The sequence below is a fragment of the Streptomyces sp. NPDC079141 genome (genome assembly GCF_040686775.1).
Classification (GTDB): Bacteria; Actinomycetota; Actinomycetes; order Streptomycetales; family Streptomycetaceae; genus Streptomyces.
The window spans coordinates 98,315-110,878 of sequence record NZ_JBFBLP010000025.1 but is presented as its reverse complement, the minus strand read 5'-3'; the positions used below and the strand labels follow the sequence as shown (position 1 = coordinate 110,878).

11 protein-coding genes are annotated in these 12,564 nt (G+C 69.7%); 4 read left to right on the top strand and 7 right to left on the bottom strand.

What is annotated here, in order from left to right; translation table 11 throughout:
* Window positions 1-274: 274 nt before the first annotated feature.
* On the bottom strand, window positions 275-1,960 hold the full coding sequence (locus AB0Q90_RS39805) for a ribonuclease J (RefSeq protein WP_363165986.1): 1,686 nt from the start codon (window positions 1,958-1,960) through the stop codon (window positions 275-277).
* A 153-nt stretch (window positions 1,961-2,113) separates the two neighbouring features.
* Window positions 2,114-3,013: a 4-hydroxy-tetrahydrodipicolinate synthase gene (dapA, locus tag AB0Q90_RS39800; protein WP_363165987.1), complete on the bottom strand. Its 900-nt coding sequence runs from the start codon at window positions 3,011-3,013 to the stop codon at window positions 2,114-2,116.
* Window positions 3,014-3,325: 312 nt separating this feature from the next.
* Here dapA and AB0Q90_RS39795 point away from each other — a divergent pair, with 312 nt between their 5' ends.
* Window positions 3,326-3,565, top strand: a complete 240-nt coding sequence (locus AB0Q90_RS39795; RefSeq protein ID WP_363165988.1) for a hypothetical protein — start codon at window positions 3,326-3,328, stop codon at window positions 3,563-3,565.
* Window positions 3,566-3,700: 135 nt separating this feature from the next.
* On the top strand, window positions 3,701-4,255 hold the full coding sequence (locus tag AB0Q90_RS39790) for a PH domain-containing protein (RefSeq protein WP_363165989.1): 555 nt from the start codon (window positions 3,701-3,703) through the stop codon (window positions 4,253-4,255).
* A 79-nt stretch (window positions 4,256-4,334) separates the two neighbouring features.
* Here the strand turns inward: AB0Q90_RS39790 and AB0Q90_RS39785 are convergent, their stop codons facing one another.
* From AB0Q90_RS39785 to rpsO, 5 genes are all read right to left on the bottom strand, one after another.
* Window positions 4,335-4,781 (bottom strand): hypothetical protein, encoded by a 447-nt coding sequence (locus tag AB0Q90_RS39785; protein WP_363165990.1) that lies wholly within the window; start codon window positions 4,779-4,781, stop codon window positions 4,335-4,337.
* Complete coding sequence (gene dapB, locus AB0Q90_RS39780) at window positions 4,781-5,533, bottom strand: 4-hydroxy-tetrahydrodipicolinate reductase (RefSeq protein WP_363165991.1); 753 nt, start codon at window positions 5,531-5,533, stop codon at window positions 4,781-4,783. The genes AB0Q90_RS39785 and dapB overlap by 1 nt, the downstream gene beginning before the upstream one ends.
* A gap of 41 nt (window positions 5,534-5,574) precedes the next feature.
* Entirely contained in the window at window positions 5,575-6,954 is a 1,380-nt protein-coding gene (locus AB0Q90_RS39775) for a pitrilysin family protein (RefSeq protein WP_363165992.1), read from the bottom strand.
* On the bottom strand, window positions 6,951-9,170 hold the full coding sequence (locus AB0Q90_RS39770) for a polyribonucleotide nucleotidyltransferase (RefSeq protein ID WP_363165993.1): 2,220 nt from the start codon (window positions 9,168-9,170) through the stop codon (window positions 6,951-6,953). Before AB0Q90_RS39770 ends, AB0Q90_RS39775 begins: the two co-directional genes overlap by 4 nt.
* 328 nt (window positions 9,171-9,498) lie before the next feature.
* A complete protein-coding gene (gene rpsO, locus AB0Q90_RS39765; protein ID WP_015657483.1) occupies window positions 9,499-9,786 on the bottom strand; it encodes a 30S ribosomal protein S15 in 288 nt (95 codons plus the stop codon).
* Between the two features lie 306 nt (window positions 9,787-10,092).
* On the opposite strand from rpsO, the gene AB0Q90_RS39760 reads away from it, so the two are divergent.
* Both AB0Q90_RS39760 and AB0Q90_RS39755 read left to right on the top strand, forming a co-directional pair.
* On the top strand, window positions 10,093-10,386 hold the full coding sequence (locus AB0Q90_RS39760; RefSeq protein WP_363165994.1) for a DUF397 domain-containing protein: 294 nt from the start codon (window positions 10,093-10,095) through the stop codon (window positions 10,384-10,386).
* A gap of 419 nt (window positions 10,387-10,805) precedes the next feature.
* Window positions 10,806-12,564, top strand: a 1,759-nt coding sequence (locus AB0Q90_RS39755) for an SCO5717 family growth-regulating ATPase (RefSeq protein WP_363165995.1), incomplete at its 3' end; no start/stop codon positions are given.

Genomic DNA, 12,564 nt, shown 5'->3' with positions numbered 1-12,564 from the left:
CCTTCGGTCTTGCGTTTCCGACTCTATCAGATCTTTTCTCGATCCGATTTCCTCGGTGCTTTCCAGGTTCTCGCTTTCGCGTTTCCCTTTCCGGCAGTTCCGACTTTATCAGAAGTTCTGAGTCGGATTTCCCGCCCCGTTCGGGGACTGGTTCCGGCGCACGAGGCGACCGGGTTCCCGTTCAGGCGGAGCCGTAAACGTACTGGAGCGGGGCGCCTCGATGCAAATCGAGGCGCCCCGCTCCGGGTTCACGCGTACGAGGGCCGACGGACCGTCAGACCTCCACCACCACCGGGAGGATCATCGGCCTGCGGCGATAGGTGTCCGAGACCCACTTGCCGAGCGTGCGGCGGACCAGCTGCTGGAGCTGGTGGGGCTCGACTACCCCGTCCTGGGCCGACCGCTCCAGCACCTCAGTGATCCTCGGGATCACGTCGCCGAACGCGGAGTCCTCGATGCCGGAGCCGCGGGCCTGGATGTGCGGGCCGCCCGTGATCTTGCCGGTGGACGCGTCCACGACCACGAAGACCGAGATGATGCCCTCGTCGCCGAGGATCTTGCGGTCCTTGAGGGCCGGCTCGCCCACATCGCCGACGGAGAGGCCGTCGACGTACACATAGCCGGCCTGGACCTTGCCGGAGATCTTGGCCTTGCCCTCGATGAGGTCGACGGCCACGCCGTCCTCGGCGATGACGATCCGGTCGTGCGGGACGCCGGTCATAGCGCCCAGCTCGGCGTTGGCCCGCAGGTGGCGCCATTCGCCGTGGACCGGCATCAGGTTCTTCGGGCGGCAGATGTTGTAGAAGTACAGCAGCTCGCCGGCCGAGGCGTGGCCCGAGACATGGACCTTGGCGTTGCCCTTGTGGACGACGTTCGCGCCCCAGCGGGTCAGGCCGTTGATCACGCGGTAGACCGCGTTCTCGTTGCCGGGGATCAGCGACGACGCCAGGATCACGGTGTCGCCCTCGACGATGCGGATCTGGTGGTCCCGGTTGGCCATGCGCGACAGCGCGGCCATCGGTTCACCCTGCGAGCCCGTGCAGACGAGCACGATCTCGCTGTCCGGCAGGTCGTCCAGCGTCTTTACGTCGACGACCAGGCCCGGCGGGACCTTCAGGTAGCCGAGGTCGCGGGCGATGCCCATGTTGCGGACCATCGAGCGGCCGACGAAGGCGACCCGGCGGCCGTACTCGTGCGCCGCGTCCAGGATCTGCTGGATGCGGTGGACGTGGCTGGCGAAGCTCGCCACGATGATCCGCTTGCGGGCACCGGCGAAGACCTGGCGCAGGACGTTGGAGATGTCCCGCTCGTGCGGGGTGAAGCCGGGGACCTCGGCGTTCGTGGAGTCGCTGAGGAGGAGGTCGATGCCTTCCTCGCTCAGGCGTGCGAACGCGTGGAGGTCGGTCAGCCGGTTGTCCAGCGGGAGCTGGTCCATCTTGAAGTCACCCGTGTGGACCGCCATGCCCGCGGGGGTGCGGATGGCGACGGCCAGGGCGTCGGGGATGGAGTGGTTGACCGCGACGAACTCACAGTCGAAGGGCCCGATGCGCTCGCGGTTCCCCTCCGCCACCTCAAGGGTGTACGGGCGGATGCGGTGCTCCTGGAGCTTCGCCTCGATGAGCGCGAGGGTCAGCTTGGAGCCGATCAGCGGGATGTCCGGCTTCTCGCGGAGCAGGAACGGGACGCCGCCGATGTGGTCCTCGTGACCGTGCGTGAGGACGATGCCCTCGATGTCGTCGAGGCGGTCCCTGATGGACGAGAAGTCCGGCAGGATCAGGTCGATTCCGGGCTGCTCCTCCTCGGGGAAGAGCACTCCGCAGTCGACGATCAACAGGCGGCCGCCGTATTCGAAGACGGTCATGTTTCGGCCGATTTCGCCGAGGCCGCCGAGCGGGGTGACCCGCAGACCGCCTTCGGGGAGCGGCGGGGGCGGGCCGAGTTCAGGATGCGGATGACTCAAAAGACTCTCCTCAACCACACGCGCCACGTACCGGTAGGGCACGTGGCGCGCGTGACGTTCGTGCAGAAGCAGTTGTCGTTGTGATGCAGGCACCGGTGGCCTGCGTATTCAGTTGTGAAGTCAGGTGCGCGGCCGTGCGCGCGAAGTCTGTTGCTAGAGCTGTACCCCGCCTGCGGCAAGATCGATCTTGAGCTGTTCGATCTCTTCGGGCGAGCACTCGACCATGGGGGCGCGCAGGGGTCCGGCGGGCAGGCCCTGGAGGGTGAGCGCGGCCTTGGTGGTCATGACGCCCTGGGTGCGGAACATGCCCGTGTAGACCGGGAGCAGCTTCTGGTGGATCTCGGTCGCCTTGTGGACGTCACCGCTGGTGTACGCCTCGACCAGGGCGCGCAGCTCAGGGGTGACGACATGGCCGACGACGGAGACGAAGCCGACCGCGCCCACGGAGAGCAGCGGCAGGTTCAGCATGTCGTCGCCGGAGTACCAGGCGAGGCCGGAGCGGGCGATGGCCCAGCTCGCGCGGCCGAGGTCGCCCTTGGCGTCCTTGTTGGCGACGATCCGGGGGTGGTCGGCGAGGCGGACGAGCGTCTCGGTGCTGATCGGGACGCCGCTGCGGCCGGGGATGTCGTAGAGCATGACCGGCAGGCCGGTCGTGTCGGCGACGGCCTTGAAGTGCTGGTACAGGCCCTCCTGCGGGGGCTTGTTGTAGTACGGCGTCACGACCAGGAGGCCGTGCGCGCCGATCCGCTCGGCCTCGCGGGCGAGCTCGATGCTGTGGTGGGTGTCGTTGGTGCCGACGCCGGCGACGACGTGGGCCCGGTCGCCGACCGCTTCCAGTACGGCTCGTACGAGATCCGATTTCTCCGCGTCACTGGTGGTGGGGGACTCGCCGGTGGTGCCGTTGATGATCAGGCCGTCGTTGCCTGCGTCCACCAGGTGCGTGGCGAGCCGCTGCGCGCCGTCGAGGTCAAGTGCGCCGTCCGCCGTGAACGGCGTGACCATGGCGGTGAGGACCCGCCCGAAGGGGGTCTGCGGAGTGGAGGTCGGAGCCATGGGTTACACGCTACTCGTTGCTCAAGGCAGGGTCTGCCCTCGGGGTGCGGGAAAAGTCAGGACAAAGATGGAGCCCGGCACTGCCTGCTCGGGGGTTCAAGCAGTGCCGGGTCCGTTTGATCAGGCTAGATGAACTTCTCTAAATGCCGCAATACGGACACTTCGCGCGACGGGCCCGTACATCTGTGCCCGGCCGGGGAACGCAGGTACGCGCGTTCCGTCAATTTGGGGCATCAGGGCACCTTTTGTGGCAGTCGTGCGTCTGTACCAACAACAGTGATGTATTCGAGCTTCGAGAGGAGCGTCTCCCCGATGGTCCGTCGGCGTGAGCCCGTCCCGTTCGCCTTCGTCGCCGAGGCCGACAGGTTCCGCAGCGATGTCGCTCCCCCGCCCCGGGAGAGGCCCTCCGCCGGGCAGATAGCCGGGCGTTGGCTCCTGGGTCTCACCATGGTGGCCGCGCTGGTGGGTTCCCTGGTCCTCGGGATGCCGGCGCTGTCACTCGACCGGACACCGCAGCAGACTCAGCAGTCCGAGGCGTCCGACGGGCGCTGAGCCCCGCGCTGACTCTCCCCCACCGCCCGAATGGCGTGGGAGGTACCCCCATGGACCCCCAAGGGTGGTGAGCCGGGACACAGGTCGATAGCCTCACCGGGCACAGCCCAAGCATGGATTGAGTGAGGATCCGCCGTGCCCCTGCCCTTCCTGACGGCCGACCGCGCCTTCGAGGCAGCCGACGACGTCGCGCTGCCCTTCGACGACCGTGACCGCTGGCGGCGTCCCTACCGCCCCGGGCCGTGGCGTGTGGGTGCGGCGGCGCTGTTGCTGCTGCTCGCGTCCTACGTGCTGTTCGCGGCGGTCATCATCGCGCTGACCGGCACGGTGTCCGCGGCCGGAGCCGTCTTCGGCATCGCCCTGCTCGTCATCGCCGTCGCGCTGAGACTGCTGCGCATGGGCGTCTGGGTGAACCCGCAGGGGCTGCGCCATGTGGGCTTCTTCCGCACGCGTACGGCGCCGTGGGAGCGGATCACCGCGGTGCGCACGGTGCAGCAGCCGGTGCGCTGGCTCGGGCTGCCGCGCACGGTGCAGGGGCAGGCCCTGGTCGTCGTCCGCGTCGACCGGTCGGTGGACGACCTGCCGCCGCTGCTCACCACGCACAACGCTGACTTCCTGGCTCGGACGGGAGCCTTCGACCGGGCCGCGGACACGATCGAGGCGTGGGCCGCGGAGCACGGGCGTAGCTGAGGCGTATGCGAGAGGGGCCCGGTCCGAGCACTCGGACCGGGCCCCTCTCGCATGAGTGAGCCGCTCGCGCAGCGGTTTTCTACGCGGCGCTGTCGAACCGTAGCGCGATCGCCCGCTGCATCGCCTTCCTTGCCCGCGGGGTGTCGCGGGCGTCGTGGTAGGCGACGGCCAGGCGGAACCAGGTGCGCCAGTCGGCGGGAGCCGCCTCCGTCTCGGCCTTGCGCTTGGCGAAGACCTCGTCGGCCGAGTCACGGTCGATCCGGCCGCTGGGGGTGCGCTTCAGCTCGTCGACGGGCAGGCCGCCCTCGGCGTCGAGTTCGGCGGCGAGCTGGTTGGCCCTGCGGACGAACTGGGTGTTCTTCCACAGGAACCACAGGCCGATCACCGGCAGGATCAGCACCGCCACCCCGAAGGTGACGGTGAGCAGCGTGCCGGCCTGGATGAGCATCACGCCACGGCTGCCGACCAGGACGAAGTAGACGACCAGGACGGCTGCCGTTATGGCGTAGGTCAGCTTGGCGCGCATCAGCCGAGGTCCAGGAAGTTTTCCAGGCCGAACGTGAGACCCGGGGTGGTGACCACGCGGCGGGCGCCCAGAAGGATGCCCGGCATGAAGCTGCTGTGGTGCAGGGAGTCGTGGCGGACGGTGAGGGTCTCGCCCTCGCCGCCGAGCAGGACCTCCTGGTGGGCCAGCAGACCGCGCAGCCGGACGGCGTGGACAGGGATCCCGTCGACGTTCGCGCCGCGCGCGCCCTCCAGGGCCGTCTCCGTGGCGTCCGGCGCCGGTGCCGTGCCCGCCGCGCGCCGTGCCTCGGCGATGAGCTGAGCGGTGCGCGTGGCCGTACCGCTCGGGGCGTCGACCTTCTTCGGATGGTGCAGTTCGACGACCTCGACCGACTCGAAGTAGGGCGCGGCGATCTGCGCGAACTTCATGGTCAGGACGGCCCCGATGGAGAAGTTGGGCGCGATGAGGACGCCCGTCTCCGGGGACTCGGCCAGCCAGCCCCTGAGCTGCGCGAGGCGCTCGTCGGTCCAGCCCGTCGTACCGACGACGGCGTGGATGCCGTGCCGTACGCAGTAGTCGAGGTTGTCCATCACCGAGGCGGGCGTGGTGAGTTCGACGACCACCTGGGCGCCGGTCTCGGCCAGTGTCTCCAGCTTGTCGCCACGGCCGAGGGCGGCCACCAGCTCCATGTCCTCGGCGGCCTCGACCGCCCGTACCGCCTCGGAGCCGATCCGGCCCTTGGCACCGAGGACCGCCACGCGCAGCTTGCTCATCTCTTGCTTCCTTAAAGACGCTTACCGAAGACAGACGGGGGTTAGGCCACGGCCTCGTGCAGACGGGACGCCTGCTTGTCCTTCAGCGGGCCGATCACCGACAGCGAGGGCCGCTGTCCCAGGATGTCCCGGGCCACCGAGCGGACGTCGTCCGGGGTGACCGAGGCTATCCGGGCCAGCATGTCGTCGACCGACATCTGCTCGCCCCAGCACAGCTCGCTCTTGCCGATACGGTTCATCAGCGCGCCGGTGTCCTCAAGGCCCAGGACCGTGGAGCCGCGGAGCTGGCCGATCGCGCGGGCGATCTCGTCGTCGGACAGGCCGTGCTCGGCGACGTGGTCGAGTTCGTCGCGGCAGATCTTCAGCACGTCGTGCACCTGGGAGGGCCGGCAGCCGGCGTACACCCCGAACAGGCCGCAGTCGGCGAAGCCGGACGTGTACGAGTACACGCTGTAGGCCAGGCCGCGCTTCTCCCGGACCTCCTGGAACAGGCGGGAGGACATGCCGCCGCCGAGCGCCGTGTTCAGCACGCCCAGGGCCCAGCGGCGCTCGTCCGTGCGGGCGAGGCCGGGCATGCCGAGGACGACGTGCGCCTGTTCGGTCTTGCGGCCGATCAGCTCGACGCGGCCCGCGGTGCGCAGGCTGCGCTTGCCGCCGCGCGGGTCGATGGGCGTGGCGTCCGGGTTCTTGAGGGCGCCCGCCTTCTCGAAGGCCGCGCGGACCTGTCGTACGACCTTGTTGTGGTCGATGTTGCCCGCGGCCGCCACGACCAGGTGGGTCGGGTCGTAGTGCTTCTTGTAGAAGCGGCGGATGCGGTCGGCGGTGAGGGCGTTGACCGTGTCGACCGTGCCGAGGACCGGGCGGCCGAGGGGGTTGTCGCCGAACATGGTGTGCGCGAACAGGTCGTGCACGCAGTCGCCCGGGTCGTCCTCGGTCATCGCGATCTCTTCGAGGATCGCGCCGCGCTCGACGTTGACGTCCTCTTCGAGGATCAGGGAGCCCGTGAGCATGTCGCAGACCACGTCGATGGCGAGCGGCAGGTCGGTGTCGAGCACGCGTGCGTAGTAGCACGTGTACTCCTTCGCCGTGAACGCGTTCATCTCGCCGCCGACGGCGTCGAGGGCGGAGGAGATGTCCAGGGCGGAGCGGCGCTGGGTGCCCTTGAAGAGCAGGTGCTCCAGGTAGTGCGTGGCGCCGTTCAGGGCCGGGGTCTCGTCGCGGGAGCCGACGTGCGCCCAGATGCCGAAGGTCGCTGAGCGGACCGAGGGCAGGGTCTCGGTGACGATGCGCAGGCCGCCCGGGAGGGTGGTCTTGCGGACCGTGCCGATGCCGTTCTCGCCCTTGATCAGGGTTTGGGTACGGGCGACGGCCCGCGCCTCCGAAGAGGTGCGGGCCGTCGCCTTGGAGCTACGGGACGTCACTGGTCGGCGTCGTCCTTCTTCTCCTCGGAGCCTTCCTCGCCCTCGATCACGGGGATCAGGGAGAGCTTGCCGCGGGAGTCGATCTCGGCGATCTCGACCTGGACCTTGGCGCCCACGCCGAGCACGTCCTCGACGTTCTCCACGCGCTTGCCGCCGGCGAGCTTGCGGATCTGCGAGATGTGCAGCAGACCGTCCTTGCCCGGGAGCAGCGAGACGAACGCACCGAAGGTGGTCGTCTTCACGACCGTGCCCAGGTAGCGCTCGCCGACCTCCGGCATGGTCGGGTTGGCGATCGAGTTGATCGTGGTGCGGGCGGCCTCGGCGGCCGGGCCGTCAGAGGCACCGATGTAGATGGTGCCGTCGTCCTCGATCGTGATCTCGGCGCCCGTGTCCTCCTGGATCTGGTTGATCATCTTGCCCTTGGGGCCGATGACCTCACCGATCTTGTCCACGGGGATCTTCACGGTGATGATCCGCGGGGCGTTCGGGGACATCTCGTCCGGCGTGTCGATCGCTTCCATCATCACGTCGAGGATGTGGAGGCGGGCGTCACGGGCCTGCTTGAGGGCCGCGGCCAGGACGGAGGCCGGGATACCGTCCAGCTTGGTGTCGAGCTGGAGGGCGGTCACGAACTCCTTGGTGCCGGCGACCTTGAAGTCCATGTCGCCGAAGGCGTCCTCCGCACCGAGGATGTCGGTGAGGGTGACGTAGTGCGTCTCGCCCTCGATCTCCTGGGAGATCAGGCCCATGGCGATACCGGCGACGGGGGCCTTCAGCGGCACACCGGCGTTCAGCAGCGACATGGTGGAGGCGCAGACCGAGCCCATGGACGTCGAACCGTTGGAGCTGAGCGCCTCGGAGACCTGGCGGATCGCGTAGGGGAACTCCTCGCGCGTCGGCAGGACCGGGACCAGGGCGCGCTCGGCGAGGGCGCCGTGGCCGATCTCGCGGCGCTTCGGGGAGCCGACGCGGCCGGTCTCACCGGTGGAGTACGGCGGGAAGTTGTAGTTGTGCATGTAGCGCTTGCGGGTCACCGGGGAGAGGGTGTCCAGCTGCTGCTCCATGCGGAGCATGTTGAGGGTGGTGACGCCCAGGATCTGGGTCTCGCCACGCTCGAACACCGCGGAGCCGTGCACGCGCGGGATGGCCTCGACCTCGGCGGCGAGCGTACGGATGTCCGTGACGCCACGGCCGTCGATGCGCTTCTTCTCCTTGATCACGCGCTCGCGGACGAGCTGCTTGGTCAGGGAGCGGTACGCGGCGGAGATCTCCTTCTCGCGGCCCTCGAACTCCGGCAGGAGCTTCTCGGCGGCGAGCGCCTTGACGCGGTCCAGCTCGGACTCGCGCTCCTGCTTGCCGGCGATCGTCAGCGCGGAGGCGAGCTCCGGCTTGACGGCGGCGGCCAGCGCCTCCAGGACGTCGTCCTGGTAGTCGAGGAAGATCGGGAACTCGCCGGTCGGCTTGGCGGCCTTCGACGCGAGGTCGGCCTGGGCCTTGCAGAGCACCTTGATGAAGGGCTTCGCGGCTTCCAGACCGGCGGCGACGACCTCCTCGGTCGGCGCCTCGGCGCCGCCCTTGACCAGCTGGATCGTCTTGTCGGTGGCCTCGGCCTCGACCATCATGATCGCGACGTCGCCGTCCTCAAGGGTGCGACCCGCGACGACCATGTCGAAGACGGCGTCCTCAAGCTCGGAGTGCGTCGGGAAGGCCACCCACTGGCCGTTGATCAGCGCGACGCGGACGCCGCCGATCGGGCCGGAGAAGGGCAGACCGGCCAGCTGCGTGGACGCGGAGGCGGCGTTGATCGCCACGACGTCGTACAGGTGGTCGGGGTTGAGCGCCATGATCGTGGCGACGACCTGGATCTCGTTGCGCAGGCCCTTCTTGAAGGACGGGCGCAGCGGGCGGTCGATCAGACGGCAGGTGAGGATGGCGTCCTCGGAGGGACGGCCCTCACGGCGGAAGAAGCTGCCGGGGATCTTGCCGGCGGCGTACATCCGCTCCTCGACGTCCACCGTCAGGGGGAAGAAGTCGAGCTGGTCCTTGGGGTTCTTGGAGGCGGTGGTGGCCGACAGCACCATGGTGTCGTCGTCCAGGTACGCCACGGCGGAACCGGCGGCCTGCTTGGCCAGTCGGCCCGTCTCGAAACGGATGGTGCGGGTGCCGAAGGCGCCATTGTCGATGACGGCCTCGGCGTAGTGGGTCTCGTTCTCCACTAGCGTTTTCTCCTCGTCTTCGTCCCTTGTCTGCCCGTGTGGCAGGGGGACGGTTGCGGAGAAGCGCTCCGTCTGGTGCGGGCCGGTCTTCGATCGAAGCACCCGGGGCTCGCTTCCCCCCGGGGGCCACTACCGAGGACCGGCGGCGGCGAGGTGCGCTTCTCCTCGTTCGTAGTCGTGATGTCGCCATACCCGGAGGGGCAGGCACTATCACGCTGTGTCGTACGTATTGCGTTGTGCTACCACACTACAAAGCGTCGGTGACACTCCGCACGTACAGCAAAGGGAGCGGCCCCCTGTCGATGGGAACCGCTCCCTTCACGGCGTCTTACTTGGCGCCCGCCGCACCGCGGCGGATGCCCAGGCGGTCGACCAGCGCACGGAAGCGCTGGATGTCCTTCTTCGCCAGGTACTGCAGCAGGCGACGGCGCTGACCGACCAGGATCAGCAGACCACGGCGGGAGTGGTGGTCGTGCTTGTGGGTCTTGAGGTGCTCGGTCAGGTCCGAGATGCGGCGCGAAAGCATGGCGACCTGGACCTCGGGGGAGCCGGTGTCGCCCTCCTTCTGACCGAACTCGCTGATGATCTGCTTCTTCGTAGCGGCGTCGAGCGGCACGCGTACTCCTCGTAGTCTTTTGAATGGCCACCGAGTGCCCCCGGTCTGTGTCTCGGGGGAGCTTCCGTTACTCGGGAGGCGGGGATCCGCTGGGCGCGGCCTCCAGAGCCTTCGAGGGGCTCCGGGGGTGCGTACACAAACGGCCGTCACTCAGGGTACCAGCCAGAGGTGGGCGCCCTCGCATCGGTTCCCGAACCGCCCCGGCGGGCGGCCGCAGGGCCACTAGGGTGAGCGCTCCGATCATCGGTACGTCTCATGCGTACATCGGGAACGCGCACGTCGGAAGTCCGGAAGGGGTCGCTGAGCATGGCGGAGACGGAAGCGGAGATCAAGGCACGCAAGGAGCGGGAGCGCGACGAGCTCTACGCCCTCGACATCTCGGGCGTCGAGTGGCAGAGCGCGCCGGGCACGGAGGAGCACGAGGAACGGGTCGAGATCGCGTACCTCCCCGGTGGTGCCGTGGCCATGCGTTCGTCCCTCGACCCGGACACCGTGCTGCGCTACACGGAGGCCGAGTGGCGCGCTTTCGTGCTCGGGGCGCGGGACGGGGAGTTCGACCTGGAGCCGTCGCAGCGCAACGGCGGGACCGCAGCGCAGTAACGGACGGTCGCGGGGACACCGTGTCCATATGTCTACGGCGACCATGACGCCCACGGTGCCCCCGCGGCCGCCAACCTCCTTGTCCGACCGGGTGGTTCGGATCCGGGTTGACCGCTTACTTCGCCTTCTGCCCGACTTGTTCACTGCTGTTGCCCGATTTGTTCACCAATACGAGGGCTGCGTACGCCACTTCCGGGCAGGCTGTGACGCAGTGGGCAGCTGCTCGGGGGTGGACGGGCCTGCCGTCGTGATGCCTGTGGTGATTAGGCTGGGACCGGGCGCGACGCCAGAACCCGTGGACCGGGCGTCGGCGTCCCTGGGGGAGAGCCGGCGGAACGGACGACCTCGAACGACTTCGGACGACGAGAAACGGTCGCCCCGGCACGGCATGAGGGTGCTCGACCACACCAGGAGGAACTGTGAGCAGCGATCGGGACGGGATCCGCGGGGGCTGGGCGACACCCGGCGATGACCAGCCCGATGCGGAGTCGGCCAGCGAGGTCACCGGCGAGTTCACCATCGACTACGCGCCGCCTGCCTGGTACACGCAGAACGCCTCGGGGGGTTCCGCGGGCGCGGACCGGGAGGACGGCGCCCAGGGGGCGTCCGGCGCGCACACGGGGAGTACGGGCGGAGCTGCCGCCCCGGGACCGGCTCCCTACTCCTCTCCTACGTCACTGCCGTCGTCGCTGCCCGGACTGACTCCGCCGGTTCCGCACGCCGCGCCTGCACCGGGTGCTCCTTTCACTCCGCCGCCGCCCGCGCCCGCCCCCGGCGCGCCGTTCACGCCTCCGGCTCCCGCGCCGGGGGCCCCTTTCACGCCGCCTCCGCCGGCGGGTGCGAACCCGGTCGCCGTGCCGAAGCTGCCTGTCGGAAGCGGGTTCGAGCCTCAGGGGGCTCCGGAGCCGCGGGCCGAGCAGGAGACACCGGCCGCGGACGTCTCGTCTCCGACGGCTGTTCCGAACATTCCGGTGGGCGGGTTCCAGTCGCAGTGGACGGCGCCGGCTCCTGCCGCCTCGCCGGAGCCTGCCGAGGAGGCCGACGCCGGGAACGGTGACCTGGAGAGCGGCGCCACCATGCGCTTCTCCGCCGTCGCGCTGAAGCGGGAGATCGCGGAGCGTGCGGCGGCTGCGGAGGCGCGTCCGCAGTCGGCGGACGACGACGCCTCCGGCGAGGCGGCGGAGGACGGCGATGCCTTCGCCCCCGGCGAGGGGACGGTGGAGGACCGCGACGCCGTCGCCCCTGGCGAGGTGGCCTTGGAGGACCGCGACTCCGACGCCCCCGAGGCGGCGGACGTCGTTTCGGCCGAGGCGGAGCAGACCGAGGCGCCCGAGGAGGAGGACTCCGGGGAGGAGAACACCGAGCGCGGGACGGCTGAGGCGGACGCGGAGGTGGAGTCCGAGGCGGCTGCCCAGACGTCCGCGGCTGAGCTTGTGGACGCGGAGCTGGAGACGGCTGAGGCGGAGACGGCTGAAGCCGAGGCGGACGAAGTGGAGGCTGACGGCGCGGAGCCGGGGAACGCGGACGCTGAGGACGCGGGACCGGAAGACGCGGAGCTGGAGAACGCTGAGGACGCAGACGCTGAGGACGCGGAGCCGGTGGACTCCGTTCCGGTCCCGGAGGATGCAACGCCGGTGGACTCCGTCCCGGAGGACGCGGCGCCGGAGGACGCGGCGCCCGAAGGCACCGTGCCCGAAGATGCCGCGCCGGAAGACGCCGTACCCGCTGACGCCGTACCCACCGACTTCGTCCCCGAGGACAGCGCGCCCCAGGACTCCGTGCCCGGTGTTCCCGCTGCCCCGCAGGATGCGCCTCCCGCCTGGACTCCGCCGCCGGCGCCGCAGCCCGGCCTGCCGCCCCTGCCGCCGTCGTACCAGCCTGCCGCACCGTCGTCGGCACCCCAGTGGCCCGCGGAGCCGGTGGCGCCGGTGCAGCCACAGCCGGTGGCTGCCCAGGAGCAGCCGCCCGCGCCCGCCCAACAGCCGCCCTTCCAGCCGCAGGCACCCCAGCCCGCGCCCGCGGCCTGGACCCAGCCGCCCGTACAGCAGAGCGTGCCTGGCACCCCGCAGCAGGCCCCGGCGCCCGCGCCCCAGGGTGGCTACGGCTTCCCCCAGCCCGGCCAGCCCCCGCAGCCGGCCCCCGTACAGACGGATACACCCGGCATCCCGCAGCAGCCCC

Coding starts and splice junctions, on each gene's coding strand:
- AB0Q90_RS39795 (WP_363165988.1), top strand. CDS start 3,326: ATGGTCCGTCGGCGTGAGCCCGTCCCGTTCGCCTTCGTCGCCGAGGCC.
- AB0Q90_RS39760 (WP_363165994.1), top strand. CDS start 10,093: ATGGCGGAGACGGAAGCGGAGATCAAGGCACGCAAGGAGCGGGAGCGC.
- dapB (WP_363165991.1), bottom strand. CDS start 5,533: ATGAGCAAGCTGCGCGTGGCGGTCCTCGGTGCCAAGGGCCGGATCGGC.
- AB0Q90_RS39785 (WP_363165990.1), bottom strand. CDS start 4,781: ATGCGCGCCAAGCTGACCTACGCCATAACGGCAGCCGTCCTGGTCGTC.
- dapA (WP_363165987.1), bottom strand. CDS start 3,013: ATGGCTCCGACCTCCACTCCGCAGACCCCCTTCGGGCGGGTCCTCACC.